This is a genomic window from Rubneribacter badeniensis, assembly GCF_002899695.1.
Lineage (GTDB): Bacteria > Actinomycetota > Coriobacteriia > Coriobacteriales > Eggerthellaceae > Rubneribacter > Rubneribacter badeniensis.
In genome coordinates, this window is the sequence record NZ_PPEL01000016.1 from 1 (window position 1) to 26,442 (window position 26,442).

Sequence of the window (26,442 nt, forward strand, 5' to 3'; positions counted from 1 at the left end):
GATGTGTATACGAGCCATCCCACTCTTCGCCCCTCGATCCCCCCTTCCTCCTCTTTTTCCGAAAGCGCACAAAGGGGCTTTCGGAAAAGAGGAGTTTTCGGAATTGTCGGCGAAGCGATCGCTGCGCGGCAAAGAAGCGGCGCGCGAAGCAATTGCCCTCAAGGAGTTCGCAGGGGTTCAAGGAAAGTAGTCCGAAATTGGACTTTTTGCGCAGGATGCGCATATAGTCCGAAGTTGGACTATATTGAAGGGGAAGGAAGACGCGGAATCCGACGAGGAAAGGGTGGGCGAAATGGACGAGTTCGACGAGCAGCGGGAGCTGGAGCGGCGCTTGGACGACCTGTATCGGGACTTCTTCCGCATGGACAGCCTGTACAGCGCGTTCGCGAAGCGCCACGGCGAATCGTACCACGCGCTGGCGGCGCTTGACATCCTCGGCGAGCATCCCGACGGCATCAGACAGAAAGATCTGGTGAAGCTGATGTTCCTGCCGAAGCAGACCGTCGGCGCCATCATGGGCGGCTTCGAACGGCGCGGGCTGGCCGACCACCGCCGCGCCGCCGCGGACGGCCGCAGCAAGCTGCACTTCCTTACCCCTGCCGGCGAAGCGTACCACCGCCGCGTGATCGGCGCGCTGCGTGACATCGAGCTGGAATGCGCCCGCCTCGTCGGCGCCGAGGACATGGGGCGGGCCCACGACATCAACACGCGCCTCTTCGACGCTTTCGAAGAGGCGCTGAAGAAAGAGGATCGGAAAGACGAGGAAACGAGATGACGGAGCAGAAGAAGCAAACAGAACAGACAGGGCGAAGGGAGCGAATCGACGGAACCGTCTCCGCGGCCACACCTGCGGCACCGTCTGCGGCGTCAACCGGCAGCAACACCGGCTTCGAACCCGTTTCCGAAGCCGCAGCATCGAGCGGCAACCCCGCCTCCTCCGTCCCCGAAGCCCCCTCCGTCCTCTCCCAAGGCTCGGTGCTGGCGGTGTTCATCGGGCTTCTGGTGGCCATGATCGTAGGCTCGCTCGACCAAACCGTGGTGGTGACGGCGCTGCCCACCATCGTGGGCGAGCTGGGCGGCGCCACCCACATGCTGTGGGTCACCACGGCCTACGTGCTGGTCGCCACCGTCACCATGCCGCTCTACGGCAAGGTGGGCGACCTCATAGGCCGCAAGGGGCTGTTCATCGGCGCGCTTGGGCTGTTCGTCGCAGGATCGCTCGTCTGCGGCTCCACCACCTCGATGGAAGGGCTCGTGGCCGGCCGCGCCGTGCAAGGCCTGGGCGGCGGCGGGCTCATGATACTCTCGCAGGCCATCGTGGCCGACGTGGTGCCGCCGCGCAAACGCGCGCTGTACCTGAGCGCCATCGGGCTGGCCTACGCCGTGCCTATGGTCATCGGCCCGCTTCTGGGCGGCCTGTTCACCGACACCCTCGGCTGGCGCTGGTGCTTCTGGATCAACGTGCCGCTGGCTGCCGTCGCCATCGTCACGGCCGTCATCTGCCTGCCGAAGCCGCGGCACAAGGTGGAGAACGCCACGTTCGACGTGTGGGGCACCGCCGCGCTGGCCGCAGCGCTCACCGCGCTCACGCTGGCCACCGCATGGGGCGGCGTGGAGTACGAGTGGACCTCGCCCGTCATCGTGGGGTTGGGCGCGGCCGCCGTGGCGGGCGGCGTGCTGTTCGTGCTGGCCGAGCGGCGCGCGAAGGATCCCATCATGTCGCTTGCGCTGTTCAAGAGCCGCAACTTCAACGTCTGCACCGTGGCGGGCTTCGTCAGCATGTTCGTGATGATGGGCGTGCTCACCTACCTGCCCACCTACTTGCAGATCACGCATGGCATGAGCGCCACCGCCGCCGGCTACATGGAGCTGCCCCTGAACATCGCGTGGTTCGCCTCGTCGCTGATCTCGGGATACGCGGTCAGCAAGCTGGGCACGTACAAGAAGCTCATGGTGGGCAGCTTCGTGCTGCTCGTGGCGGGCGTGGCCGTGCTCACCGCCATCACGGCAGACATCCCCATCGCCCTCATCGCCGTGGCGCTGGCCGTGATCGGCTTCGGCCTGGGGCTGAACTTCGAGATTCTGGTGCTCATCGTGCAGAACGAGTTCCCCGCGCGCGATGTGGGCATGGCCACCGCCGCCACGAACTTCTTCCGCGAGATGGGCACCACGCTGGGCGCGTCGGTGATCGGCATGCTGTTCACGAGCGGGCTTCTGCGCACGCTGCCGGAAAGCCTCGCCTCCGTGGGCGGCACGGATGTGCTGGGTACCGACGTGAACGCCATCACGCCGGCCATCGTGCGCGCGCTGCCCGAGGGCGTGCACGATGCCGTGGGCGCGGCCTACAACGACGCGCTGGCGCCCGTGTTCTGGTTCATGCTGCCGTTCGCCGTGCTGAGCGTGGTGATGATGGCGCTTCTGCGTGAGAAGCCGCTGGCGAACACGCTGGACGAGGATGCGGAAGGGTAAGGCGCGCCCGCGCGGCCCACGAGCCGGAGCGGGGAGCAGAGGTGCAGGCTGCCGCCAGCTGACGACCGACGGCAGCCCGCGCCGCCTACAGCGCTTCGAGGCGGGCGACCACGGCGGCGATGTGCGCCTCCGGCGTGGACGCGCCCGCCGTCACGCCCACGCTCTCGCACCCGGCAAACCACGCGGGATCCACCTCGTCGGGCGACTCGATGTGGTAGGTGCGCGGACACGAGGCCGCGCAGATGTCGGCGAGGCGCGTCGTGTTCGACGAATTGCGCCCGCCCACCACCACGATGGCGTCCACTTCCCCCGCCAGTTCGGCCGCGGCCTCCTGCCGCTGGCTCGTGGCAGAGCAGATCGTGTTCTTCACCTCAGGGTTCACGCCGCGCGCGCGCAGGGCCGCCTCCACGGCGTCGAGCGCCGCACGCGTCTGCGTGGTCTGCACCACCACGCCCACCGGCTCGCGCAGGCAGGCGGGCAGGTCGGCCGGGCAGGCGGCCACGAACACCTCCGCCCCCGCCTCGCGGGCGCACGCCACCAGCCCCTCCACCTCGGGGTGCCCCGCCTCGCCAACCACGACGACGCGCCCCAGGCGCTCCCCCAGCTGGGCGGCCGCCTTCTGCGCGCGCGCCACATGCGGGCACGTGGCGTCCACCACGGGAAGCCCGCGCGAGGCGACCGCGCGGCGCACCGCGGGCGTCACGCCGTGGCTGCGGATGACTATGGAACCCGCATGCACGTCCTCCACATGTTCCACGGCGCGCACGCCGCGCGCGGCCAGATCGGCCACCACCTGCGGGTTGTGGATGAGCGGCCCCAGCGTGGAGGCCGCGCCTCCCCCCTCCACCGCCGCAAGCGCCATGTCGAGCGCGCGCTGCACGCCGTAGCACGCCCCCGCGTTGCGCGCCCGCACGACCCTCATCGCGCCGAACCGCCGTCCGCTTCGGCGGCCGGGGCCGCCTTGGCCGTGCCAGGCCCTTTGACAGCCCCGACGCCCGCCGCAACCTCCTCGGCGGCGCGCTCGGGCACGGGGTGCGCCGCGAACACGTCCGTGAAGTCGCGCCCGTTCGGGAACAGCGCCCGCATGTCCACCTGCTCGCGCGGCACGCGCAAGGACAGCGCGAAGCATTCGCGCATGGCGTACCAGGTGCAGCCTTCCAGACGGTCCTCTTTCGGCAGGAAATCGAAGTCCTCCACGAGGACGGGGTTGCCGTACTCGATGGTGATCTTAGGGAAGCGGAAGCGCTCGCCCTTGCGCTTCACGAGCTCGGCGTTGCGCACGGTCATGGGCAGGATGGGGGCCTTGCCCATCTTGGCGATGAACGCCGCGCCCGAGTGGATCTCGGGCGTCTTGGAGCCCTTGCCGCGGCGCGTGCCTTCGGGCAGGATGCCCACCACCTCGTTGTTCTTCAGCATGCGCGTCGCGCGCTTGATGGCCGTGCGGTCGGCTGCGTCGCGCTTGATGGGAAACGCCCCCACGCGCGAGAGGATCTGGCCCACCAGGCCGTGCGCGTTGTCGAACAGGCTCTCGCGGCCCATGAAGCGCACCCACTGCTTCGGACGCGTGGCCAAATACATGAACGCCACGTCCAGAAACGACGTGTGGTTCGCCACGACCACGACGCCGCTTCTGCCGTCGAAGGCGCGAATGCGCTCGCGATGGTCCACGCGGTAGCGGAAGCACACCTTGAACACGCACGACAAAAAGCCCCAGATGACGTTGCCGGCCCAATGCGGCACCTGCCGCTCTTCCGACGTGCCGCCCAGCGGCATGTCCCACATCTTCTCGTAGGGCAAGACGACGCTCATCGCACGCCCTCCCCCGCCCGCACGCGCCCGTCGGCATCGCCCGCCCCGGCGGCGCCGGGCCGCGCGAGCGCCTGGCGAGCAAGCGCGCAGATGTCGTCGATCACGTCTTCGATGTAGCGGCCCGTGGAGTCGAGGCGCACCGCGTCCTCGGCGGGCTTCAGCGGCGAGGCCGCCCGGGACGAGTCGATGTCGTCGCGTCGGCGGATGTCGGCGAGCACCTCCCCGTAGTCGATGGATCCCACCCCGCGATCGACGTTTTGGCGCACGCGGCGATGCGCGCGCTCCTCGGCCGACGCGGTGAGGAACACCTTCACCGAGGCCTCGGGGAACACCGCCGTGCCGATGTCGCGGCCCTCCACCACGTAGTCGCCCGAACGCCCGATGCGCCTTTGCTGGGCGACGAGCGCCTCGCGCACGGCGGCCACGGCCGACACGGGGCTCACGGCGCGGTCGATCTCGGCCGTGCGGATGGCCGTGCTCACGTCCGCGCCGTCGATGGCGACCCCTTTGGGCATGGGGTCGCCCGGCTCGTGCACGAAGGACACCTCGCGTTCGCGCGCGATGCGCCCGAGCCCTTCGGCGTCATCGAGGGCGACGCCGTCCGCGAGCGCCCGCCAAGCCACCGCGCGGTACATCGCGCCGGTGTCGAGGCAGGAGAATCCGAGCCTTTTGGCCACGGCCTTCGCGACCGTGGACTTTCCGGCCCCGCTCGGGCCGTCGATGGCGATGATCATCGTGCCAACCTTTCGATGTCGAAGAGGAATCCGGGATAGCTCACCTTGACCGCGTCGAAGTCCCTCACCTCGACGGGGGCCGTGCCGCACAAGCCCGCAAGCGCCCAGGTCATGGCGAGGCGATGGTCGCCCTTCGAGTCGAAGGCCGCCCCCGAGGGCGTGCGCAGGCCGGGCCGGCCTTCGATGACGAGGTCGTTGCCCTCCTCCCATGCGTCCACGCCGAGGCGCGCAAGGCCCTCCACGACAGCGGCCAAACGGTCGGTCTCCTTCACGCGCAGCTCGCCCACCTCCCGAAACACCGTCACGCCGCGCGCGTGCGCTGCCACGAGGGCGAGCACCGGCACCTCGTCGACGATGGAGGCGATCTTCTCGGCCGGAACCTCGCAGCCATGCAGATCCGGCGTGTGGCGCACCTCGATGACGCCGTAGGGCTCCTTGCCCGCCGCGCCCGTGCGGCACACGCTCACGTCGGCGCCCATGCGCTCGAGGGTGCGCACGAAGCCGATGCGCGCGGGGTTCAAGCTCACGTCCTCCACGCGAACGGAGCTGCCGGGCCGCACCGCCGCCGCGCACACGATGAACGCCGCCGACGAGGGGTCTCCCGGCACGCGCACCTCGCACGCCTTGAGGCGCGCGGGGCCGGTCACGCTGGCCGTGCGGTCGGCGGCGGTGGTGTCCACGCCGAACTCGGGCAGCATGAGCTCGGTGTGGTTGCGAGAGGGGGCCGGCTCGTTCAGGACGGTGACGCCCTCGGCGAAGACGCCGGCCAAGAGCACGGCGGTCTTGAGCTGCGCGGAGGCCATCGGCGCGTCGTAGGCGATGGCGCGCAGGCGCCGCGAGCCGCACACGGTGATGGGCAGCGTCTCGCGCCCTTCGGGCAGAAACCGCGCGCCCATCTTCATGAGCGGCGCGGTGATGCGGCGCATGGGACGGCGCACGAGCGACTCGTCGCCGGTGAGCTCCACGCGCACGTCCCACGGCGCGAGCACGCCCATGAGCAGACGCGCGGTGGTGCCGGAGTTGCCGCAGTCGATGGGCCCGTCGGGCTGGCTCGGCCCGCGCCCGCCCCAGCCGGTCACGGTGCCCGCGAGGCTGCCGTCGGGCTGCTTTTCAAGCGACGCCTCGGCGCCGAGCGCGCGCACGGCGCGGATGGAGGAGCGCACGTCCTGGGAGTCGAGCACGCCCGAAAGGCGCGACGTGCCCTCGGCCATCGCCGCGAACAGCACGGCACGGTGGGAGATGGACTTGTCGCCGGGCACGCGAATGGAACCGCGAAGCGGCGCGGGAAGAGGTGCCGCGACGATCGTCGCGGAGGCTTGATCATGCGACATGGGCATGCTCCTTCGGCGTCAGAGGGCTGAACGACACCGAGAACCCCGCGTCGATGAGGCGCGAGGACAGCTGGCCGACGTCGCCCTCGTCGGTGAGCACGAGGCTGAGCACGGCGCTGTCCTCGGTGACGTGGTCGATCTCGATGGACTGGATGTTGCACCCCGCCGAGCTGGCGTGCGTGGTGACCTCGGCCACCACGCCGGGACGGTCCTCCATGGGGATGCGCACCTCCAGCAGGCGCTCGGTCGAGGGCACCCACGCGGCGGGCAGCGCACGGCGCGCCTCGGCGGCCTCGGCCAGAAGCGCGGTGAGCCGCGCGCGGTCGCCCGAGGCGAGGGCGTCGGAGAACGACGCGATGATGCCCCGCATCTCCTCGAGGCCCGCCGAGAGCGCGTCTTTGTTGTCGAACGCGATGCCGCACCACAGCTCCGGAGAGCCGGCGGCGATGCGCGTGGTGTCCTTGAAGCCGCCGGCGGCCAGGCGCATGAGCGCCTGCTGGTCGTCGGCGTGGCGGCTGGCCAGCTGCACGAGCGAGGAAGCCACGAAATGCGGCACGTGGCTCACCACGGCCACCGCCTCGTCGTGCTCCTCGCGCGGAAGGACCACGACGCGCGCGCCGAGCGAGGTGATGAGCTCGTGCATGCGCGGGAAGTGCTCGGCCGGCGTGCCCGCATCCGGACAGAGTATCCAGTGCGCGCCCTTGAACAGGTCGGGCCGCGCCCCGTCGATGCCGCTTCTCTCCGAGCCGGCCATGGGATGCCCCGGCACGAAGTTCTCGGGATGCGGCAATATCCGCGCCGCGAGCTCGCAGACGCGCTTTTTCGTGGATACCGTGTCGGTGACGATGCCGCGATAACCCCACGAGGCAAGGCGCTCGAAGTGCCCCTCGAGCGCATCCGCCGGCGCGGCGAGCACCGCGAGGTCGCAGCCGGCCTCGACGAACTCCCGAAAAGCCGCGTCGTCGGGATGCGCGGCCTCGCTCGCCCATCCGCGCTCGAGCGCCTCGGCGCGCGTGCGCGCGTCCACGTCGACGGCAAGCACCTCCGTATCCGGATGCGCCTCGCGGACAGCGGCGGAAAACGATGCGCCGATCAGGCCGAAGCCCACGACGGCGATGCGCCTGAACCCCGCCTCGCCCGATCCCTCCCTGTGCGCTGCGTGCATGCGAGCCATGCGATGCGACACTCCTTCCTCCGACCGTGCGCGACGGCCCTGTCGTTCAAAAGCGGCCTCGACGCGCCGCTTCGGCACCATTCTAGCATTAATCTCTGCCCAAGGCCGCCGCGTGCAGCGCGGCCACCTCCTCTGCGGAAAGCTCCCGCCACTCGCCCCTCGGCAAGCCTCCCAGCCCAAGCGGACCGAAGGAATCGCGATGCAGGGCGACCACCGGATGGCCGACGGCCGCGAGCATGCGCTTCACCTGGCGCTTGCGGCCCTCGCATAGGGCCACGCGAACGATGGAGCGCGCCGCCGCACGTCCCTCGCACACGGCGGCGTACTCCTTCGAGGAGCGCGGCGGCGCGGCGGGCGGCATGTCGAGAAGGCGCTCGGCGCGGCGGGCGGCCGCCCCCTCGAGCAGACGCACGTCGGCGGGCCGGGTGGGGCCGTCGTCCAAATCGATGCCGCGGCGCAGGCGCGCGAGCTCGCGCTCGGCCGGACGGCCCTCGACGCAGGCCAGGTAGCGCTTCGTCACGTGGCGCTTCGGATGCAGAAGGCCGTTGCCCAGCTCGCCGTCGGTGGAGAACAAAAGCAGCCCCGTCGTGTCCGCGTCGAGCCGTCCCACCGGGAACAGCCCCGGATGGCGATCCGTCGGCACGAGGTCTGCCACGGTCGGACGGCCCTGCGGATCGGACATCGTGGTCACGTAGCCGGCGGGCTTGTGCAGCATGAGGGTGACCGGCCCGTCCGCGAGGCGAACCGCCCTGCCGTCCACGGCGACCTCGTCCACGCGCGGATCCACCTTGCTGCCGAGCTCGGTGACGACGCGCCCGTTCACGGTGACGCGGCCCGCCGTCATGAGGTTCTCCGACCCCCGCCGGCTCGCCACGCCCGCGCGCGCCAGAAACTTCTGCAGCCGCATGGGCACGACGCGCGCACCGGTGCTTTCGTCCATCACAGGTCCTCCAAAGTCAGCGAGGGTTTCCGCAGTGCCCCGCATCGACGCGTTTCGCAGCCGAGCGCGCCTCCGTACCGAACAGGCCGGTGGCTTGCTCGGCGCCGCGCCCTGCGTCCGAGCGGACGCGCCTTGCGCGCTTGCCGCGCAAGGCCGAGAGCGCCGAAGCGGAGTGCCGCGGAGACCCGCAGCGTCAACCGGTTCCGCCGCTTGGCAGGGCGGCGAAGCGGATCACTCATCGTCCGTCTCGAACGTCAGCTCGTCGAAGTCGATCTTGTCCACGAGCCCGAACCCGCCCGCCATGGCGTCGGCGAGCATCTGCTGGGCGGCACGGGCGGCCGCGTCCTCGCGCGGGTCCCGCGCGCCCTCGACCACCGCCTCGTCGTCGAAGTCCAGTTCCGCGCCTCCGAGCGGATCGTCGGGATCGGCCCCTCCGTCCGTGCGCGCCTCCGCGGCGATGCGCACGTCCTCGCGCGTGGCGCTCAAGCGCTCCCGGATGAAGGCGCGGGTGTCGTCGTCGGGCGCGAACTGGTCGAGGTCGGGCAGGTCGGCCGTCGAGCGCAGGCCGAACTTCTCCAAGAACGCGCGCGTGGTGGCGTAGAGCGTGGGGTTGCCCGGCGCGTCGGCCGTGCCCGCCTCGCGCACAAGCCCCTTCTCCACAAGCGAGTTGATGGAGCTGTCCGAGTTCACGCCGCGCACCGACGCCACGCCGCCGCGCGTCACCGGCTGCAGGTACGCCACGATGGCGAGCGTCTCCATGGCCGCCTGGGAGAGCTTGCGCGTGTCCCACGACAGCACGTAGCGCTCGACGAGCTCGTGGTAGGCCGGATGCGTGTACAAGCGCCAGCCACCGGCCACCTCGCGCAGCTGCACGCCGCGGCCCTCTTCGGCCAGCTGCGCGCGCAGCTCGACGAGCGCGCGCTCGGCCTCGGCGGGCTCCACCTCGAGCATGTCGGCCAGCGCGATGGTGCCCACCGGCTCGTCCGTGACGAACAGCAGCGCCTCGATCGCGCCCTTCAACTGGCTTTCCTGCAATCCTTGGAACACGGCCTACCCCTCCTCGACCGACGTGAGGGCGTCGTCTCCGTCGAGCAGAAGCTCGCCCGACCCCTCGATGTAGCGGATGTCGATGTCTCCGAACAGCTCGGACTGCTCGATCGTCACCATCGCGCGCTTGTACAGCTCCAAGATGGCGAGGAACGTCACCACCACCACGGGCAGGGGCGTGCGCACGTCTGCGAGCTCGGAGAAGCGCAGCCGTTTCTTGTTGCGGATGCGCTGGTGTATGGCGCGCACGTGCACCTCCACCGGGATGGGCTTCGCCGCGATGTGCTCCGATTCCAGCAAAAACACGTCGCGGCGCGCGAGCGCGCGGGCGGCCAGCAGCGCGAGGCCGTCGAGCGTGACGTCTTTCAAATAGTCCGGCATGGGGTTCAAAAAGCACGCGTCGGGGCCGAACGGACGCGGATGCATGCGCCCCTCGCTCACGAAGCGCGCGTGCAGCGCGGCGGCGGCGTTCTTGTGCTGCTTGTAGGACAGAAGCCGCTCCACCAGGATGTCGCGCGCCTCGCTGGGAGCGAGCTCCTCCAGCTCGTCTGTGGCCGCGTCGCGCTCGCGGGGCAGCAGGCTCTCGGCCTTGATCTCGAGCAGCGTGGAGGCAACCAGCAGAAAATCGCTCGCCACATCGAGGTCGAGGCTGTCCATCCGCGCCACCTCGGCGAGGTACTGGTCGGCGATCTGCGTGATCGAGATGGCCCCGATATCCACCTTCTGGCGGCTGACCAGGTGCAGAAGAAGGTCGAAAGGGCCTTCGAAGCTGTCTATGCGAACCTTGTACGACACGGACCCGCCCCTTCTACCCGCCGAAGGAGAACAAGAGGTCGAACACGGTTCCCGCCGTGGCGTCCAAGTAGATGCCGACAGGGTTCACGTGCAGCACGTAGGGCACGAGGATGACCGCGACCATGAAGATGGGAAACGCGTAGCGCTGCACCCGGTAGTACTTCGGCAGGTGCTTCCGCGGCAGGAAGAACGCGAAGACGGACGAGCCGTCGAGCGGCGGGATGGGCAGCAGGTTGAAGAAGGCCAGGTACAGGTTGATGAGCGAGAACAGGGGAAGGAACAACGTGAGGAAATAGAAGAGCAGGTCGTTTTGGGCGAGCAGGTGCACGGGCAGCGCCCACGCGGCGAGCGCGTGCGCGACTGCGCCCAGAGCGGCCAGCGCGAGGTTGGCGGCAGGGCCGGCGAGGCCCACGATGAGGTCGCCTTTGCGCGGATCCTTGAAGTACGCCGGGTTGTACGGCACCGGCTTCGCGTAGCCGAACACGGGCATGTTCGCGGCCATGAGCAGAAGCGGCATGATGACGGTGCCGAAGGGGTCGACGTGCTTGAGCGGGTTCATCGACAGCCGCCCCGCGCGCTTGGCCGTGGGATCCCCCAGCCGCCACGCCGCGAAGCCGTGCGCCGCCTCGTGCAGCACGATGGCGGGGACGAAGCTCAAGATGGAGCAGATGAGGTACGGGATGGAAATCATAATGCCGACCAGTCTAGCGCAACCGGGCCGTCTGGCACATCTGACAGGCGAAACTTCACAAGGAAACGCAGGGCGCACGGGCAGACGGAAGCGCAGGATGCGGGCAGCCGAGGCTCGAAAAGCCGCAGGAGCCGTGCAGGAACCCCTGCTCGCGCAACAGATCGTCTACGGTAACGGATTCGCAAGTTTTCGTTCGTATTTTACCGAAATGGGCACCTGGAGGCGCGATGGGGCGACGAGGACCCTTGAAACGGTAAGATATCCGAAAAGACTCTCCGATATTTTGCCGAAACCTCGCGGAAACCCTTTCCCAAAGAGCCTTTTGAAGGTGGTGCGGTAAAATATTGCAGAAAATTCCACAATGTCTTACCGAAAAGGCTGGGCAAGGTCGTTTGCGGCGGACGGCAAGCGCTGGACGGCGGGAGCGGATGGCAAGCAGCGGGCAGCGGACGGCGCCGAGCCTGATCGGCGCCGTCCGCGCCGACGAGAAACGCTTCCCGCCGCGCGGCAGTCGCGCCCTATCGGTTCTCGGCCTCGAACCTCTCCATGAAGCGCACGAGCGCCTCGACGCCCTCGCGGGGCATGGCGTTGTAGATGCTCGCGCGCATGCCGCCCACGCTGCGGTGTCCTTTGAGGCTCTCGAGGCCCGCCGCCTTGGCCTCGGCGACGAAGCGCGCGTCGAGCTCGTCGCTGCCGGTGACGAACGGCACGTTCATAAGCGAGCGGTCCTCCTTGCGGGCCGTGCCCTTGAACAGCTTCGACTGGTCCAGGTAGTCGTAGAGCACGCGCGCCTTCTCCTCGTTGCGCTCGCGCGCGGCCGCAAGCCCCCCGCGCTCCTTGAGCCACTTGAACACAAGCCCGCACACGTAGATGCCCCAGGCGGGAGGCGTGTTGGAGAGGCTGCCCGCGTCGGCTTGCGTCTTGTAGCGCATGATGGTGGGCGTGAAGGGGAGCACGTCGTCGCGCACCAGGTCGTCGCGCACGACGACGATGGTCACGCCGGCCGGCCCGATGTTCTTCTGCGCGCCGCCGTAGATAAGGCCGTAGCGGGACACGTCCATGGGTTCGGAGAGGAACATCGACGACGCGTCGGAGACAAGCGGCACGTTCCCCGTGTCGGGCAGCTTCGGATAGCGGGTGCCGTAGATGGTCTCGTTCTGGCAGATGTAGACGTAGTCGGCGTCGGGCGAGAGGTCGAGGGAGTCCGCGTCGGGCACGTAGGAGAAGCCGCCGTCCTCCGACGAGGCCGCGCAGCGCGCCTCGCCGTAGAGCTTGGCCTCCTTGAACGCCTTTTTCGACCAGGAGCCGCTCACGATGTAGTCGGCCGTCCCGGAGGAGCCGTCGGGCCTGGGGCGCATGAGGTTCATGGGGATGGCGGCGAACTGCAAGGTGGCGCCGCCCTGCAAAAACAGCACGCGATAGCTCTCCGGAACGCCCAAAAGCTCGCGCAGGTCGGCTTCGGCCTCCTCGATGATGCCCTTGAACGCCGCTGAGCGGTGGCTCATCTCCATGACCGACATGCCGCAGCCCCGGTAGTCGAGCATTTCAGACGCCGCCTGACGCAGCACTTCTTCAGGCAGCACGGCAGGACCGGCAGAGAAGTTGTAGACGCGGGCCATAGGCGACCTCCTTGGTTTCGCGCGGACGATGCCCCCACTATACGTCGGAAGAGCGCGTTGTCGCCCGAAACACACGTTTTCGGACGGAAAACCGAGTTTTTCGGGCGACAACGCGTTCGCGACGGCGGCGTCGTCGGGCAACGCGTCCCGGTCCCGCAGTCCTACCCGAGGCCCGGCCAGCCTTGCTGGCGCAGGGCCTCGTAGGCGGCTATGGCGACGGCGTTCGAGAGGTTGAGGCTGCGCAGTCCCGCGCGCATGGGGATGCGCACGCAGCGCGCGGCGTGCGCGTCGATGAGGTCCCGGTCGAGGCCGCGGCTCTCGCGGCCGAACACGAGGAAGGCGCCCTCGCCGTACGAGGCGTCCGCAAACGAGCGCGCGGCGCACCCGGTGAACAGGTGCAGCTCGCCCTCGCCGTGCGCCTCGAAGAACGCCGCGGCGCAGGGCCAGCGCACGACGTCCACCTCGTCCCAGTAGTCGCACCCGGCGCGCGCGAGCTGCTTCTGCGTCAGGCGAAAGCCCATCGGCTCCACAAGATGCAGCCGTGCGCCCGTGCACGCGCAGGTGCGCGCGACGTTGCCCGCGTTCTGCGGGATCTCCGGCTCCACGAGCACGACGTTGAGCGGCGCGCCCACGCTAGCGCGCCTCGGCCTGCCGCGCCATCTCGGCCTCCAACTCCTCGTTGAGCGCAAGCCACTCCTCCTCGGCGGCCGCCAAGCGCTGCTTGAGCTGGGCGTACTCGGCGATGGCGTCGGAGGAGGCGTCCTCGTTGATGTAGAAATCCGGATCGGCCATGAGCGATAGCAGCTCGGCCATGCGCGCGTTGTCGCGCTCCATCTGCGCGTCGAGCTGGGCTATCCGCTTGCGATGGTTCTTGAGCGCGGCGTAGGCGCGGTTGCGCGCCTCGGCTTCGCGGCGCTTCTGCTCCTTGGTCTTGGGCGCGCTCGAGCGCGGCGCGGTGAGCTCGGGCTTCGCCCCCGAATCGGCGGTGCGACCGGCGGCGCCTCCCCCCGTCCGAAGGCCCGTCCCCTTCGCGGTCGGCTTCGCGCCCTTGCGCCCCTTCGATCCGCCCGGCGCGCCCTCGCCCATGACCTCGTCCACAAGCGAGCGCTCCTCGGGCGCCGGGCCGTCCAGCTGGCCGCTCTTGAACAGGTAGTAGTCGTAGTCGCCGTCGTAGCTCGTCACCCGCCCGGGCACGACCTCCACGATGCGGTTCGCCACGCCGCGGATGAGGTGCCGATCGTGCGTGATGAAGAGGATCGTGCCCTCGAAGGCGCGCAGGGCCTGCTCGAGGATGTCGGCGCTCGCGATGTCGAGGTGGTTCGTCGGCTCGTCCAGGCACAGAAGCGGCCGCGGCGCCACGAGCATCTTCGCGAGCGCAAGCCGGCTCTTCTCGCCGCCGGAGAGCACGCTCACCTTCTTGTCCACCGCGTCGCCCGTGAACAGGAAGGCCCCCAGAAGCGTGCGCACCTGGCTGATGGTCCAGCCGGGCGCCGCGTGGTCGAGCTCCTCGAACACCGTGTTGCCGGGATGCAGCTCCTCCAACTGGTGCTGCGCGTAGTAGGTCTTGGTCACGTGCACGCCGTAGTCGATCGTGCCCGCATCGGGGGCGAGCGCGCCGGCCACCATCTTCAGAAGCGTCGACTTGCCCGCGCCGTTCGGCCCCACGAGCGCGATCTTGTCGCCGCGGTACATGGTGAAGTCGAAGCCGTCGTAGACGGTCTTGTCGCCGAAGCGCTTCACGAGACCGCGAGCGCGCACCACTTCGTCGCCCGTGCGCGGCGGTTGCTTGAAGTTGAAATGAACGGTCTTCTTCTCCTCGGGCAGCTCGATGCGCTTGATCTTCTCGAGCTTCTTCACGCGGTCCTGCACCTGCTTGGCCTTCGTGGGCTTGTAGCGGAACTTCTCGATGAACGCCTCCATGTGGGCGATCTCCTCGTCCTGCTTGGCCTTCTCGGCGCGCAGGCGCTCGAGGCGCTCCTCGCGGGCCTTGAGGTACGCGGAGTAGTTGCCTTTGTACAGGTTCACCTGGCCGTTGTCCACCTCGGCCACGCGGTCCACCATGTTGTCCATGAACGCCCGGTCGTGGCTGACCACCACGACGGTGCCGGCGTAGCCGCGCAGAAAGCCCTCGAGCCACTTCACGCTCTCGAGGTCGAGGTGGTTCGTCGGCTCGTCGAGCAAAAGCACCTCGGGGTTGCGGATGAGCAGCTTCGCGAGCGCGATGCGCATCTGCCAGCCGCCGGAGAACTCGGTGGTCAGACGGCGCAGGTCCTCTTCCTTGAACCCGAGGCCGAACATGACGCCGCGCACCTTGGCCTCGATGGTGTAGCCGCCCAGCGCCTCGTAGGCGTCGCGGGCGCGCCCCGCCGCGGCCAGCTGCTGCTCGGTGGGGCTCTCGCCCAGCTCGCACTCCAGCTTGTAGAGGCGCCGCTCGGCTTCGAGCACCTCCACCTGCGAGGACATGACCTCCTCGAAGATGGGCTGCTCGGCCATCTCGATGGCCTCTTGCTCCAGGTAGCCCACGCGGGCGCCTTTCGCGAACAGCACCCGGCCCTCGTCGGCGTCCTCCTGGCCGGAGATGATGTTGAGCATGGTGGTCTTGCCCGCGCCGTTCGGGCCGACGAGCGCGAGGCGGTCGTACTCCTCGAGGCGAAACGTCACGTCGTGGAAGAGCTGGCGGCCTCCGAACGACTTCGCGATATGTTCGAGCTGCATGATCATGGTGCGTGCGTGCTTTCTGGTCGCATCCTGCCTTCGCTGCGCGCCCCGCATCCGTCGCGGCGTCCTGCGCGCAGCCCGTCCATGATACCGGAAGAGGCCGCCTGCGGAAAAGCGGGGGCGACGACACCAGAAGCACACCAGAAAGCGCCTACAATGAGCGTCGAGCCGAAACAGCCAAGCGGAAGGCCGGCCGCGCGCGACGAGCCAAGGAGGCGAGGAGCCATGACCAGAAACCCCAACGCGAGCATCGCCGATCTGCGCGCGCACCCGCGTCGAAGGAAGACCCCCGGTGCGGCCTCGCTCGCAGCAGCGGCTTTCGCGCTGGCCGTATCGTTCATCGCCCGCCGCCTCTACCGGTAGCGCCTACGAAAGCGCGGCGTACTCCTCATCGCCCACCGGCTCGAGCCATTCGTTCCACGCGCCCTCGGCCGGCACGGAGATCGCCACATGCGAAAACCAGCTGTCGGGCGCGGCGCCGTGCCAGTGCTTCGTCTCCGGCGGGATGCCCACCGCATCGCCCGGAGCAAGCTCGCGCGCAGGCCCGCCCCACTCCTGGTAGTACCCGCGTCCACCGGTGACCAGCAAGATCTGGCCTCCCCCGTGGTGGACGTGCCAGTTGTTGCGGCATCCCGGCTCGAACGTCACGTTGCTCGCGCTCACGCCGCCCACCTCCGCGAGCGGCGCAAGATGGCTTCGCCCTGAGAAGTACGCCGCGTAGGCGTCGTTCGGCTCCCCGAGCGGAAACACCGCCGCGGGCCCCAAGCTCTCCTTCATGTCCATGATCGCTCCCATCTGACTCTGTTCGGACGAACGCTTCCCCTTCATCATATTCCTTCGAGCGCACTCGAAGTCAAGAGGCGCTCGGCCCGCCCGAAGCGCCCCGAAGTCGCCCCGCCCGGGAAACCGCACGCGTCGCCGAACCGCTTGACTTGGAGCGCGCTCCATGTGCTTCAATGGGAAGGGCGAGGAAAGGAGCGGCTGCATGAAGATCGCCGAAGTGAGCAAGGAGTACGGGCTTTCCGCCGACACGCTGCGCTACTACGAGCGCATCGGCCTTTTGCCGAACGTCACGCGCACCCCGAGCGGTATCCGCGACTACAGCGAGCAGGACTGCGCGCGCGTGCAGTTCGTGAAGTGCATGCGCGCCGCGAACGTGTCCATCGAGGCGCTCATCGAGTACATGGCCCTGTTCGAGCAGGGGGACTCGACGATCGAGGCCCGCAAGGCCATCCTCGAAGAGCAGCGCGACCTCGTGCGGGAGCGCATAGCCGAGATGCAGGCCGGCCTCGACCGCCTGAACTACAAGATAGACAACTACGAGACGATGCTCGCGAAGGAGCGAGAGATGCGCGGCGAGGCGCGCGCCTAGGCTCCCCCGGCGGCAAGGACGCGCTCGTAGTCCTCGCGATTCTTCCGCAGCAGGGACGGGACGTCCAGATCGTAGGGGCATCTCGCCGTGCAAGCGCGGCATTCGGTGCAGCGCCTCGTGTCCCCCATGGCCCGCTGCCACTGCTCGGTGAGCCACGCGCTCGACGGGGCGCGGCGCAGCATGAGCGCCATGCGCGCGCACTGGTTGATGACGATGCCCTGGGGGCACGGCATGCAGTAGCCGCACCCGCGGCAGAAATCGCCCGCCAGCTCGACGCGCTCGCGCTCGACGAACGTGCGCAGCCCTTCGTCCATCGAGGGCGTGTCATCCATGTACGACAGCCATTCGGCAAGCTCGCTCTCGCGCTGGACGCCCCAGATGGGCAGCACGTTGTCGAACTGGGACATGAACGCCATGGCGGCGCGGCTGTCGGCGATGAGGCCGCCCGCGAGGCCCTTCATGGCCACGAAGCCCACGTTCGCCCGTCGGCACTCCTCGACGAGCTCGCGCTCGCGGGGGCCCGACAGGTAGCTCAGCGGGAACTGCAGCACCTCGTACAGGCCGCTGCGCACGCAGTCGAACGCCACCTCCAGCTTGTGCGCCGTCACGCCGATGTGGCGCACCTTGCCCTGGGCCTTCGCCTCTTGCATGCACTCGTACATGCCCGTTCCGTCACCGGGAGCGTACGCCTGGTCGACGCAGTGGAACTGATGGACGTCGATGTAGTCTGTGCGCAGCTCGGCCAGCGACTTCTCAAGGTCGGCCCAGAACGCCTCGGGGGTGCGCGCCATGGTCTTGGTGGCGACGAACGCCCGCTCGCGCACACCCTCCAAGGCCAGCCCCACGCGATGCTCGCTGTTCGAATAGGCGCGCGCCGTGTCGAAGTAGCGCATGCCGCCCGAAAACGCCGCCCGCACGAGCGCCACGGCCTCGTCCTCTCCGATGCGCTGCAAAGGCAGCGCGCCGAACCCGTTCTGCGGCACGGTGATCCCCGTGCTTCCCAAGGTCACATCGCGCATGGCTCCCTCTTTCTTCGACGTCCCCCGACGGCGGCTGCTCCCCTCGGCCCGGCCGGCCGGCGCGCCGCTCTCCCGCCTGCCCCCGCATGAACGAGCGAACCCGCCCGATGATGAATCGGACGGGTTCGCATACGTTACAAATGGCTCCCCGGGTAGGATTCGAACCTACAACCCTCCGGTTAACAGCCGGATGCTCTGCCGTTGAGCTACCGAGGAATACGGTGCGCTTGAGCGCGCAAGTGAGAATTATACCGGAACCTTCCCATTGCGCAAGACCGAATTTCAAAGAATTCCGGCGTCTTTGCAAAAGCGCCCCTTTCGGCACCCTTCGGACATCGGCCGAGCATGCGAGCAGATGAAGCAGAGGCGCCCGGCGCGCTTCCGAGCCCCCTGCCCCGGACGGATCGGAACGCGCCGACGCCGACCCGACGGAGGGAAGACGGGCCTCGACCGATCCGGCCAACCGTCGCTCAGCCAACGGAAAGGGCGTTTCTTGGATGGTTTTGACGAAAAACCCGCCTCCGCTCGGGCTCCGCCAGGGAAAGTCGGCGAAAAGGGAGGGAGCCGACCAGGGGATATTCCGGATCAAGGCCGCGCAGGCATCCGAGTCCTCGGAGACAAAGGCGTATTTCCGTCAAAACCCGCCGGAAAACCCGCGCCGAGTGCCGCCGACGGACTCGAAAGGCCGATGACCAGCATGGACGTCAGGCCTTCCGGCAGGACGCGAGACGAAGCGCCCTACGAGCCGAGCAGGACTGCTCAAACGCAAAGAGCCGGGAAGGGCCAACGGCAAGAAGGCCGCGGCCCCATCACGTCCGGCCCTGCAACATGGCCCAAGTCCGGCGGCTGAGAGCCGGCCTCCGCCCGCCAGGCACGACCCGAGGCAGCTTCCGCAAACGCCGACGCAGAAGCCCGACCGCCTCCGAAGGAAAGGCCCTTCCCGCGAGAGCGCAGGTTGCGCACCCCTCCTTTGCCCGCAAGACCAAGCGTCCGCAAGGCGCTCAGTACACCATCCCCATGGCCGCGCGCACCTCGTCGAGCGTCGCGTTCGCGATCTCGTTGGCGCGGCGGTTGCCCTCGCGCAGCACGTCCTCGATGTAGCCGAGGTCGCCCTCCAAAGCGCGCCGGCGCTCGCGGATGGGGGCCAGAAAGCCGTTCACGCTCTCCGTCACGTACTTCTTGAGCGCGCCCGCGCCCGCCTCGCCGATCTCGGCGGCGATATCGGCCTCCGCGCGCCCGGTGCACAGCGCCGCCGTGGTGAGCAGCGCCGACACGCCGGGGCGGTTCTCCTTGTCGAAGGTGATGGCGCGTTCGGAATCGGTCTTGGACTTCTTGATGAGCTTGGCCGTCTCCTCCTCGGTGGCGGAGAGGCTGATGGCGTTGCCGTAGCTCTTCGACATCTTGCGCCCGTCGAGGCCGGGGATCTCCACCGCGTCGGTGAGCAGGCCCGCGGGTTCGGGGAACACGCGCCCGTAGCGCTCGTTGAAGCGGCGCGCGATGAGGCGTGTCTGCTCGATGTGGGGCAGCTGGTCTTTGCCCACCGGCACGACGTTGCCCTTGCAGAACAGGATGTCGCACGCCTGATGCACGGGATAGGTGAGCAAAAGCCCCGTGAGCGCGTGCCCCGACGCCTCCATCTCGGACTTCACCGTGGGGTTGCGCTGCAGCTCGGCCTCGGTGACAAGCGACAAAAACGGCAGCATGAGCTGGTTTAGGGCCGGCACGGCCGAGTGCGTGAAGATCATCGTCTTCTCGGGGTCCACGCCGCACGCCAGATAGTCGATCACCATGTTGCGCACGTTGTCCTGGATATGCTCGGTGGTGTCGCGGTCGGTGATCACCTGGTAGTCGGCGATGATGATGTTCGTGCGCACACCGAGGCCCTGCAGCGCCACGCGCTCGCGGATGGTGCCGAAGTAGTGGCCGAGGTGCAGCCGCCCGGTGGGGCGGTCGCCGGTCAGCATGAGGTAGTTCTCGGGATGGGCGGAAAGGTCGGCGCGGATCTCGTCGCTGCGCCTCTTGCTCGCTTCAAAGCTGTCGATGCTCATACAGGGTCTCCATCGTCGTCGTGCACGGTTGGTCGGCAACGCAACAGTATAGCGGTTTTGCGCGTCGCGCGGACCCGTCTGGCAAAGCTATACTGAAACGAGGCGCACGAAACGCCTTGCGGCGGGCGACGAACGCCCGCAGCCCGAAGAGAGGAGCGACATGAACGACGCTTTGCGCGCGCTTTCCCGAGACGAGCTCGAAAAGCTGCTCGTCATCTACGCCAAGAACCTCGTCGCGCTCGACGGCACGTGGTTCCAGTCCCTTGAGCGGCGCGAGGGCATGGACGCCGCCATGCGCCACGACGTGGAGGCGTGGCGGCGCTTCAGCAGGGTCGAGGCGCGCCGCATCAAGGCGTTCCTCGACTTGGAAGAGCATCCGGGGCTCGCAGGCCTCGCTCGCGCGCTGCCCTTGCGCTGCCAGTCGGCGGCCAACGCCGACGAGCTCCGCTTCGACGAAGACGGCGCGCTCGTCTACCGCATCACCGACTGCCGCGTGCAGAACGCGCGCGAGCGCAAGGGCATGGGGTTCCATCCCTGCAAGAGCGTCGGCGAGGTGGAGTACGGAGAGTTCGCCCGCGGCATCGACGAGCGCATCGGATGCGAATGCCTCAGCTGCTTCCCCGAGGCGACGGACGCGACGTGCAACTGCGCGTGGCGCTTCGCGTTGGACGCATGAGAACGGCCGCGCCCTTTGGGACGCGGCCGATGGAATGCTTGGTGGGCCCAGCAGGACTCGAACCTGCAACCAAGGGATTATGAGTCCCCTGCTCCGCCATTGAGCTATAGGCCCGAAGCGCTCCGCTATTCTATCCCAAAACCGACCGGATGCAAAGGCCGGGAAAGCCGATGCGTCGGCCAAGTCGGAAAATCTCGAAACAAGCAAGGAAAAGCGCCTCGCTTGCCTCGGCTTGGAAAGAGATATTCGTGCCCGGATCTGCACCAATCGGAGCAAAACTCAATAGTGGTACCTCCTGCGGAAGCCAGCCAAAAGACCGGCCGTCAAAAGAAGCGCGCACGATTCGGCAACGATGATCGCGCTCCAAACGCCGTCGATGCCGAACCAAATGGGCAGCAGCATGACGGTGGATGTCTCGAGCACAAGCGTGCGCACGAACGAGATCAGCGCCGACACGGGGCCGTTGTTGAGCGCCGTGAAGAATGCCGAGCCGTAGATGCTGAACCCCATCAGGAGAAAAGCCACGGAATAGATACGGAAGCCGTGGAGGGTCATCTCCGCCAAGGACGCGTCGTAGCCCACGAACAGGTTCACCAGGGGAACCGCCGCGAAATGGGACAGCCCGAACATCGCGATGCCGAACACCCCCACGATCACTAGGCTTTTCCTAAGCAGCCCCTTGAGTTCGAGATGCCGTCCGGCCCCGTAGTTGTAGCTGACGATCGGCCCCGTTCCCATGGAGAAGCCGAAGAAGACGGCCGTGAACACGAAGTTCACGTACATGATGATGCCGTACGCAGCCACACCGTCGGCGCCGGCGAGCCCCATGAGCTGGAAATTGTAGAGCATGGCCACGACAGACGCCGCGATCTCGGTCATAAGCTCCGAAGAGCCGTTCACGCACGCCTTGCCAAGAGAGCGGAGCTCGAACGCGGGCTTCGCCAAACGCAACCGCGACGTCCTGCTCGTTGCGAAGTAGACGATCGGCACGATCGCCGCGAGGGCCTGTCCTGCGGCAGTCGCAAGCGCGGCCCCGACGACGCCCCAGCCAAACACGCCGATGAACGCGTAATCGAGCGCGATGTTGGTCAGACCGCCCGCCACGATAACGGCCAATCCGACATGCGGCTTCTCGGCCGCCACGAAAAAGCTCTGGAAGACGTTTTGGAGGATGAAGAACGGCAGCGCAAAGAAGAGGATCCTCCCGTATTGGACGGAGAGGTCGACAAGACCGCCTTCGGCTCCCATGAACCCCAAAAACGGCCCCATGAATGCAGACCCCACGAGCGAGAGCGCGATTCCGAACGCCACCGCCGAAAGGAAGACGAACGTGAACAACCGGTTCGCGCGCTCGCCATCACCCTCCCCCATGATCTTCGCCACGAGCGCAGCGCCGCCGGTGCCCAGCATGTAACCGATGCAGCCTAATGCCGTCACCAGCGGAAACACCAGATTGACGGCGGCCAGCGCGTCCTTGCCGGCAAAGTTCGACACGAAAAGCCCGTCAACGACGCTGTAGACGGACGCGAACACCATCATCACGATGGACGGCGCGGCGAACAAAGCGAGCCGCCCGTAGGTGAACGAATCCGATAGTTTGATAGCCACGTTTTCCTTCCTTCCCAAGCGCGGACGCTCCGCATCCGCGCTTCTCCATTCGTCAGGCAACCAAAGCCGACGCCTGGCTTTTCTGAAGCTCGGCGTAGCGGCCGCCTCGCGCCATCAAGTCCTCGTGCGTCCCCTGCTCCACGATATCCCCCGCCTCCATCACCAAGATGAGGTCGGCGTCGCGGATCGTCGAAAGCCGATGCGCGATCACGAAGCTCGTGCGCCCCTCCATGAGGTTCGCCATGGCCTCCTGGATGGCGGCTTCGGTGCGCGTGTCCACATTGGACGTGGCTTCATCGAGGATGAGGATGGGGGGATCGGCCAGAAGTGCCCGCGCGATGGTGATGAGCTGCTTCTGCCCTGCCGACATCGGCAGCAGCTCGTCGTCGACGACGGTGTCGTAACCGCGCGGCAGCGTTTTGATGAAGTGGTCGATGCGCGCCGCCTTCGCCGCCCGCTCGATTTCTTCGCGGGAGGCATTCGGTTTCCCGTAGGCGATGTTCTCGGCGATGCTCCCATTGAAGAGCCACGTGTCCTGAAGCACCATTCCCAAAACCCCGTGAAGCTCGTCGCGACTCATGTTGCGGATGTCCATCCCGTCCACGAGGATGCGCCCGCGTTGCGGGTCGTAGAACCTCATGAGAAGGTTCACGAACGTCGTCTTGCCCGCGCCGGTGGGTCCGACGATGGCAACCATCGTGCCCGGCTCAACGGCCACGTTCACGTCCTTGAAGAGGCGGGCATCGGGATCGTAGCCGAACTCCACCCGTTCGAATTCCACCTTGCCGCATGGCTTGGGAAGCACCTTGGCATTGGTGCGCAGGTCGAGCTCGTCCTCTTCGTCAAGCAGCTGGTAGATGCGCTCCGCCGAGGCGAGAGCGCCTTGCGCGCTCGTGATGGTGAAGGCGAATTCGGACACCGGTTCCGAAATGCGATCGACATACTGCAGCATGGCCTGGATGTCGCCGAGCGTGATGGTGCCGCTTACGGCCATCATCGCGCCGCGCACGGCGATGGCCGCATAACCGAACTGACTCGCGAAGCGCACGATCGGCATGACGCCGTAAGTGAGGAACTGTGCCCTAAGCCCCGCCTTGCGATAGGCGTCTGCCGCCGCGCGCACCTTTTGCGTCGACTCCTCCTGCAAGCCGAACGCGCGGATGGTCGCATGCCCCGTAAGCCCCTCTTCGATCTGGGCGTTCAAACGACCGAGCGTCTCTTGGTTTTTCGCATACGCTTTGTAGGTGGCAGACGATATGATCATGGTGAGCGCTATTCCGGCAACGACGGTGCCGAACGCCCAGAACGTAAGCTCCACGCTAACGCCCACCATAACGACGAAGGAGCCGACGATGGTCGCAGTAGCGGTGATGAACTGGGCGATGCCCTCCTGCAGCGTATCGGCAACCCGCTTCGCGTCATTGGTCATGCGGCTTAGGATGTCGCCCCGTCGATGAGCGTCGTAATAGCTCACGGGCAAACGCTCCAATTTGGCCGCCATCTCGCGCCTGAGCTTCAATGCGAAGTTCTGGGCGACGCTTGCCATCAAGTACTCCTCGACAAACGTGAGAGCGGCGCTCAGGAGGTAGAGCGCGATAAGCTCAACCAGCACCGTGCCCATGGTTTCAAAGCTCACCTGAAACGCCGTTTCGTGTTCGACCGCCCGCCTCACGCCATCGAACACCTCGTCTATGGCCGCGCCGAGGGTGATGGGGATGAACACGCTGCACGCCGCCGCCCCCAGCAAGCAGAGCGTGATCGCCAGCAACCGCCCTTTCTGCACCATGAGGTCGCGGAAGAAGCGCTTGGCCGTTCCGCGCGGATCCCGCGCCTTCTCGGCGCTCATCTCGTCCGCTCCGAACCCTACGGCCTCCGTTGTCTCCGACATAGTGCCACCTACCCTTCCTGGGATTGGACGATGGCGCGGTATTCGGGGCAGGTTTCAAGCAGTTCGGAATGGGTTCCCACCCCGACAGCCCTTCCCTCATCGAGCACCACGATGCGCTCGGCATCGATGATGCTCGACACCCGTTGCGCAATCACGATCTTCGCGCTGTTCGTGGCGTCCCTTTTGAGGGCCCTGCGAAGCGCGAGGTCGGTCGTCGCGTCAAGCGCCGAGAACGAATCGTCAAGCAAAAGCACGTCAGGCTGGCGCACGACCGCGCGGGCGATGGCGAGCCGCTGGCGCTGACCTCCCGAGAAATTCCCACCGCCTTGAGAAACCGGCGAATCAAGCCCTTTTTCCAAGCCTTCCACGAAATCGGCTATTTGGGCGGTCGAGAGCGCCGACCACATCTGCCGCACGGTCGCGCGAGCAAAGCCGTGGCGCAGGTTGTCCGCGATCGTCCCGCTGAAGAGAAAGGGTTTCTGCGGCACGAAGCCTATCCGCTCATGCGGATCGTCCGAACCATACGAGCCGAGAGGCTTTCCAAAAAGGAGGATGTCGCCTTGGCCCGCTTCGAGAAAGCCCATGAGGAGGTTCGCCACCGTGGATTTCCCCGAACCCGTCGCGCCGACGATCGCCGTGGTCTCGCCGAGGTTGGCCGTGAAACTCACGTTCTCGAGGACGGGCTTTTCGGCCCCCTCGTAGGAAAAGCCAACGCCTTTGAACTCCACGGCCGGGCCGGAAACAGGCCGTTTGCCATCGATGCCCGAACTGCGGGAAAGCCCCTCGCCGACGGCCTTTCCGGCCTCCTCGGCCCCTTCGGCAGACGACGCCCCTTCGCCCTCAAGCACTTCGCTTATACGGCGCGCGCTCACCTGGGCTTGAGGGATGAACACCAGCATGGCAACGCCCATCAGCAGATAGCCGAGGATGAGCATGGCGTACTCCACGAGCGCCATGATGTCGCCGATCTCCAACGCCCCCTCGGCCACTTGGTTGCCGCCCACGAAAAGTATCATGAACGTCGCCACGTTGAAGAGCAGCATGACAAACGGCACGGCGACGGCGAATATCCTGTTCGTCTTGATGGCCGTTGCCGCATAGTCCTCCGCAACGCCCTCCATTCGAAGCCCGTCCCACTTGGTGCGCCGAAACGCGCGGACGATGCGCACGCCGGCAACGCTTTCCCTCACCGTACGGTTCATGGTGTCAAGCTGCCTTTGCAGCTTCTCGAAGGAGGGGATGACGACACGCGAGAGAACGAGGAAGACGACGATGATGGCGATCATGATGCCGACGATGCCATCGGCAAGCACGGCATCTTTCGAGAACATGAGCGCCATGCCGACGACGACCATGAACGGCACCGGCAAGAGCATTCCGATGAAGATGAGAAGCGCCTGCTGAATCTGGTTCACATCGCTTGTGCATCTCGTGATGAGGGAGGCGACGCCGAAGCGGCCCACTTCAAGATACGGAAGGCGATGAATCTTCTCGTAGAGCGCGCATGCTAGGTCGAGGGAAACACCAGTCGCAATAAAGGAAGAGGCATAGGTGGCGGCAAGCGCCGCCGCAGCCGAGACGGCGGCGGCACCGAGCATCGCAAAACCCATCGTCCACACGTGATCCATATCCCCCACCACGATGCCGTCGTTGACGATGCTTGCGACGAGCGTCGGAATGAGCAGCGCGGCCACCACCTGAACGAGCATGAACACGCCCACGCCAACGCAGGCGAGCTTGTAGTTCTTAAGAAATCGCGCGAGAATTATCATCTCTCCTCGATTCCGCAAGCCGCTTCTTCGCGCAGATCCCCTTGCGCAAGCGCCCATTCTATCGAATCGGCTTCCTGCTCAAGGAGGGCGATCAGCCTCTCGTAAGATTCCTCACCCATATCGGACAGCACCCGCTTTTCGAACAGCAACATGGGCGTAAGCACGTGATCGGCGAACGCGACTCCGTCTTCGGTAAGCGCGATCGGCTTGTTCTTGTGGTTGGTATCGCCGCATCGTATTTCGGCCAAGCCTTTCTCGATAAGACGTTTCGCGATGTTGTTGACTGTCTGCTTGGGCATCTCATAGGCATCGCATATCTCGCTTTGCGTGATGCTGCCCTCAAACGAAAGCGCATACAGCACCTTCGTCAAATATGGATTGAGACCCATGAGCTTTTCGGCTTTCGCATACGTGCCGCTCACCCGACTCACCGCACGCCCCATGCGTATGATCAATGCCTCACGGCGCTTTTCCGCCATTTCGCATTCCATATGACTCCCTTGCCAATTTAGTCCTTACAGAGACTTACAAACGGACATTTTAGTCCTTTGAGAGACTATTTAACGAACGACCGGACGGGTACACGACAACGACATCAATTCAAGTGCTCGACCGCACCAACAAAATCTTTGAAGGCAGAGCGCACATGCCGCGCAGCATCCAGCATGACAGGCAGAACGCCTATCTGCAAAGAGGCTTTCTGCACGAAAAGACACTTCTCGGCGTTTTCGA

At 66.7% G+C, this 26,442-nt stretch carries 25 protein-coding genes and 2 tRNA genes; 6 read left to right on the top strand and 21 right to left on the bottom strand.

The features are described 5' to 3' along the window. The 3 genes from C2L80_RS14130 to C2L80_RS04490 form a co-directional block, all read left to right on the top strand. A partial coding sequence (locus C2L80_RS14130) for a hypothetical protein (protein ID WP_204600535.1) occupies positions 1-190 on the top strand: 190 nt, incomplete at its 5' end. Between the two features lie 102 nt (positions 191-292). Then, positions 293-775, top strand: coding sequence for a MarR family winged helix-turn-helix transcriptional regulator (locus C2L80_RS04485; protein ID WP_087198623.1), 483 nt, complete (start codon positions 293-295; stop codon positions 773-775). Then, positions 772-2,469: an MDR family MFS transporter gene (locus C2L80_RS04490; RefSeq protein ID WP_103262750.1), complete on the top strand. Its 1,698-nt coding sequence runs from the start codon at positions 772-774 to the stop codon at positions 2,467-2,469. The genes C2L80_RS04485 and C2L80_RS04490 overlap by 4 nt, the downstream gene beginning before the upstream one ends. An 85-nt stretch (positions 2,470-2,554) precedes the next feature. Here C2L80_RS04490 and ispH read toward each other — a convergent pair whose 3' ends face one another. From ispH to C2L80_RS04550, 12 genes are all read right to left on the bottom strand, one after another. After that, on the bottom strand, positions 2,555-3,391 hold the full coding sequence (gene ispH / locus C2L80_RS04495; protein ID WP_087198625.1) for a 4-hydroxy-3-methylbut-2-enyl diphosphate reductase: 837 nt from the start codon (positions 3,389-3,391) through the stop codon (positions 2,555-2,557). Next, positions 3,388-4,278 carry a lysophospholipid acyltransferase family protein gene (locus C2L80_RS04500; protein WP_087198626.1) on the bottom strand — a complete coding sequence of 297 codons (891 nt, stop codon included), beginning with the start codon at positions 4,276-4,278 and terminating at the stop codon, positions 3,388-3,390. Before C2L80_RS04500 ends, ispH begins: the two co-directional genes overlap by 4 nt. Next, the gene (gene cmk / locus C2L80_RS04505; RefSeq protein ID WP_103262751.1) at positions 4,275-5,012 is read right to left on the bottom strand and encodes a (d)CMP kinase; all 738 of its coding nucleotides are present in this window, start codon (positions 5,010-5,012) and stop codon (positions 4,275-4,277) included. Before cmk ends, C2L80_RS04500 begins: the two co-directional genes overlap by 4 nt. Then, positions 5,009-6,343 (bottom strand): 3-phosphoshikimate 1-carboxyvinyltransferase, encoded by a 1,335-nt coding sequence (aroA, locus tag C2L80_RS04510; protein WP_087198628.1) that lies wholly within the window; start codon positions 6,341-6,343, stop codon positions 5,009-5,011. The genes cmk and aroA overlap by 4 nt, the downstream gene beginning before the upstream one ends. Beyond that, positions 6,333-7,517: a prephenate dehydrogenase/arogenate dehydrogenase family protein gene (locus C2L80_RS04515; protein WP_239938702.1), complete on the bottom strand. Its 1,185-nt coding sequence runs from the start codon at positions 7,515-7,517 to the stop codon at positions 6,333-6,335. The genes aroA and C2L80_RS04515 overlap by 11 nt, the downstream gene beginning before the upstream one ends. Positions 7,518-7,605: 88 nt before the next feature. Next, the gene (locus C2L80_RS04520) at positions 7,606-8,457 is read right to left on the bottom strand and encodes a pseudouridine synthase (RefSeq protein WP_087198629.1); all 852 of its coding nucleotides are present in this window, start codon (positions 8,455-8,457) and stop codon (positions 7,606-7,608) included. Between the two features lie 231 nt (positions 8,458-8,688). Beyond that, a complete protein-coding gene (scpB, locus tag C2L80_RS04525) occupies positions 8,689-9,504 on the bottom strand; it encodes an SMC-Scp complex subunit ScpB (protein ID WP_087198630.1) in 816 nt (271 codons plus the stop codon). Positions 9,505-9,507: 3 nt separating this feature from the next. Then, the gene (locus C2L80_RS04530; protein WP_103262752.1) at positions 9,508-10,299 is read right to left on the bottom strand and encodes a segregation and condensation protein A; all 792 of its coding nucleotides are present in this window, start codon (positions 10,297-10,299) and stop codon (positions 9,508-9,510) included. A gap of 13 nt (positions 10,300-10,312) precedes the next feature. Then, positions 10,313-10,990, bottom strand: a complete 678-nt coding sequence (locus C2L80_RS04535; RefSeq protein ID WP_087198632.1) for a site-2 protease family protein — start codon at positions 10,988-10,990, stop codon at positions 10,313-10,315. A gap of 518 nt (positions 10,991-11,508) precedes the next feature. After that, positions 11,509-12,609 carry a 3-phosphoserine/phosphohydroxythreonine transaminase gene (gene serC / locus C2L80_RS04540; RefSeq protein WP_087198633.1) on the bottom strand — a complete coding sequence of 367 codons (1,101 nt, stop codon included), beginning with the start codon at positions 12,607-12,609 and terminating at the stop codon, positions 11,509-11,511. A gap of 161 nt (positions 12,610-12,770) precedes the next feature. Then, on the bottom strand, positions 12,771-13,241 hold the full coding sequence (locus C2L80_RS04545) for a tRNA (cytidine(34)-2'-O)-methyltransferase (RefSeq protein WP_087197540.1): 471 nt from the start codon (positions 13,239-13,241) through the stop codon (positions 12,771-12,773). Position 13,242: 1 nt separating this feature from the next. Continuing rightward, entirely contained in the window at positions 13,243-15,330 is a 2,088-nt protein-coding gene (locus C2L80_RS04550; RefSeq protein WP_103262753.1) for an ABC-F family ATP-binding cassette domain-containing protein, read from the bottom strand. 222 nt (positions 15,331-15,552) lie between these two features. Here C2L80_RS04550 and C2L80_RS13835 point away from each other — a divergent pair, with 222 nt between their 5' ends. Continuing rightward, entirely contained in the window at positions 15,553-15,690 is a 138-nt protein-coding gene (locus tag C2L80_RS13835; RefSeq protein ID WP_157941012.1) for a hypothetical protein, read from the top strand. A 3-nt stretch (positions 15,691-15,693) separates the two neighbouring features. Here the strand turns inward: C2L80_RS13835 and C2L80_RS04555 are convergent, their stop codons facing one another. After that, entirely contained in the window at positions 15,694-16,158 is a 465-nt protein-coding gene (locus tag C2L80_RS04555) for a cupin domain-containing protein (protein WP_239938704.1), read from the bottom strand. Positions 16,159-16,312: 154 nt separating this feature from the next. Between C2L80_RS04555 and C2L80_RS04560 the strand changes: the two genes are divergently transcribed. Next, positions 16,313-16,699 (top strand): MerR family transcriptional regulator, encoded by a 387-nt coding sequence (locus C2L80_RS04560; protein ID WP_087197534.1) that lies wholly within the window; start codon positions 16,313-16,315, stop codon positions 16,697-16,699. Here the strand turns inward: C2L80_RS04560 and C2L80_RS04565 are convergent. The 3 genes from C2L80_RS04565 to trpS all read right to left on the bottom strand — a co-directional run bounded on the left by C2L80_RS04565 (position 16,696) and on the right by trpS (position 19,766). After that, the gene (locus C2L80_RS04565; protein WP_087197532.1) at positions 16,696-17,718 is read right to left on the bottom strand and encodes an aldo/keto reductase; all 1,023 of its coding nucleotides are present in this window, start codon (positions 17,716-17,718) and stop codon (positions 16,696-16,698) included. The genes C2L80_RS04560 and C2L80_RS04565 overlap by 4 nt on opposite strands. Before the next feature lie 141 nt (positions 17,719-17,859). Continuing rightward, a tRNA-Asn gene (locus C2L80_RS04570) sits at positions 17,860-17,934 on the bottom strand. Between the two features lie 785 nt (positions 17,935-18,719). Beyond that, complete coding sequence (gene trpS / locus C2L80_RS04575) at positions 18,720-19,766, bottom strand: tryptophan--tRNA ligase (RefSeq protein ID WP_103262754.1); 1,047 nt, start codon at positions 19,764-19,766, stop codon at positions 18,720-18,722. Positions 19,767-19,926: 160 nt separating this feature from the next. On the opposite strand from trpS, the gene C2L80_RS04580 reads away from it, so the two are divergent. Then, positions 19,927-20,442, top strand: coding sequence for a DUF6125 family protein (locus C2L80_RS04580; RefSeq protein ID WP_103262755.1), 516 nt, complete (start codon positions 19,927-19,929; stop codon positions 20,440-20,442). Positions 20,443-20,481: 39 nt separating this feature from the next. On the opposite strand, the gene C2L80_RS04585 is transcribed toward C2L80_RS04580, so the two are convergent. From C2L80_RS04585 to C2L80_RS04605, 5 genes are all read right to left on the bottom strand, one after another. Beyond that, a tRNA-Ile gene (locus tag C2L80_RS04585) sits at positions 20,482-20,556 on the bottom strand. 165 nt (positions 20,557-20,721) lie between these two features. Then, entirely contained in the window at positions 20,722-22,050 is a 1,329-nt protein-coding gene (locus C2L80_RS04590; protein WP_224759070.1) for an MATE family efflux transporter, read from the bottom strand. 52 nt (positions 22,051-22,102) lie between these two features. After that, positions 22,103-23,938, bottom strand: coding sequence for an ABC transporter ATP-binding protein (locus tag C2L80_RS04595; protein ID WP_087197526.1), 1,836 nt, complete (start codon positions 23,936-23,938; stop codon positions 22,103-22,105). Positions 23,939-23,946: 8 nt separating this feature from the next. Continuing rightward, entirely contained in the window at positions 23,947-25,710 is a 1,764-nt protein-coding gene (locus tag C2L80_RS04600; protein ID WP_087197524.1) for an ABC transporter ATP-binding protein, read from the bottom strand. Further along, positions 25,707-26,201, bottom strand: coding sequence for a MarR family winged helix-turn-helix transcriptional regulator (locus C2L80_RS04605; protein WP_087197521.1), 495 nt, complete (start codon positions 26,199-26,201; stop codon positions 25,707-25,709). The genes C2L80_RS04600 and C2L80_RS04605 overlap by 4 nt, the downstream gene beginning before the upstream one ends. Positions 26,202-26,442: the final 241 nt, after the last annotated feature.

Bases quoted from the DNA above. Each gene is read 5' to 3' on its own strand.
- C2L80_RS04580 (WP_103262755.1), top strand. From the start codon at position 19,927: ATGAACGACGCTTTGCGCGCGCTTTCCCGAGACGAGCTCGAAAAGCTG.
- serC (WP_087198633.1), bottom strand. From the start codon at position 12,609: ATGGCCCGCGTCTACAACTTCTCTGCCGGTCCTGCCGTGCTGCCTGAA.
- aroA (WP_087198628.1), bottom strand. From the start codon at position 6,343: ATGTCGCATGATCAAGCCTCCGCGACGATCGTCGCGGCACCTCTTCCC.
- C2L80_RS04550 (WP_103262753.1), bottom strand. From the start codon at position 15,330: ATGATCATGCAGCTCGAACATATCGCGAAGTCGTTCGGAGGCCGCCAG.
- C2L80_RS04535 (WP_087198632.1), bottom strand. From the start codon at position 10,990: ATGATTTCCATCCCGTACCTCATCTGCTCCATCTTGAGCTTCGTCCCC.
- C2L80_RS04515 (WP_239938702.1), bottom strand. From the start codon at position 7,517: ATGGCTCGCATGCACGCAGCGCACAGGGAGGGATCGGGCGAGGCGGGG.
- C2L80_RS04490 (WP_103262750.1), top strand. From the start codon at position 772: ATGACGGAGCAGAAGAAGCAAACAGAACAGACAGGGCGAAGGGAGCGA.
- C2L80_RS04595 (WP_087197526.1), bottom strand. From the start codon at position 23,938: ATGTCGGAGACAACGGAGGCCGTAGGGTTCGGAGCGGACGAGATGAGC.
- C2L80_RS04500 (WP_087198626.1), bottom strand. From the start codon at position 4,278: ATGAGCGTCGTCTTGCCCTACGAGAAGATGTGGGACATGCCGCTGGGC.
- C2L80_RS04555 (WP_239938704.1), bottom strand. From the start codon at position 16,158: ATGATGAAGGGGAAGCGTTCGTCCGAACAGAGTCAGATGGGAGCGATC.
- trpS (WP_103262754.1), bottom strand. From the start codon at position 19,766: ATGAGCATCGACAGCTTTGAAGCGAGCAAGAGGCGCAGCGACGAGATC.
- cmk (WP_103262751.1), bottom strand. From the start codon at position 5,012: ATGATCATCGCCATCGACGGCCCGAGCGGGGCCGGAAAGTCCACGGTC.
- C2L80_RS04520 (WP_087198629.1), bottom strand. From the start codon at position 8,457: ATGGACGAAAGCACCGGTGCGCGCGTCGTGCCCATGCGGCTGCAGAAG.
- C2L80_RS04600 (WP_087197524.1), bottom strand. From the start codon at position 25,710: ATGATAATTCTCGCGCGATTTCTTAAGAACTACAAGCTCGCCTGCGTT.
- C2L80_RS04565 (WP_087197532.1), bottom strand. From the start codon at position 17,718: ATGCGCGATGTGACCTTGGGAAGCACGGGGATCACCGTGCCGCAGAAC.
- C2L80_RS04605 (WP_087197521.1), bottom strand. From the start codon at position 26,201: ATGGAATGCGAAATGGCGGAAAAGCGCCGTGAGGCATTGATCATACGC.
- ispH (WP_087198625.1), bottom strand. From the start codon at position 3,391: ATGAGGGTCGTGCGGGCGCGCAACGCGGGGGCGTGCTACGGCGTGCAG.
- C2L80_RS04485 (WP_087198623.1), top strand. From the start codon at position 293: ATGGACGAGTTCGACGAGCAGCGGGAGCTGGAGCGGCGCTTGGACGAC.
- C2L80_RS13835 (WP_157941012.1), top strand. From the start codon at position 15,553: ATGACCAGAAACCCCAACGCGAGCATCGCCGATCTGCGCGCGCACCCG.
- C2L80_RS04560 (WP_087197534.1), top strand. From the start codon at position 16,313: ATGAAGATCGCCGAAGTGAGCAAGGAGTACGGGCTTTCCGCCGACACG.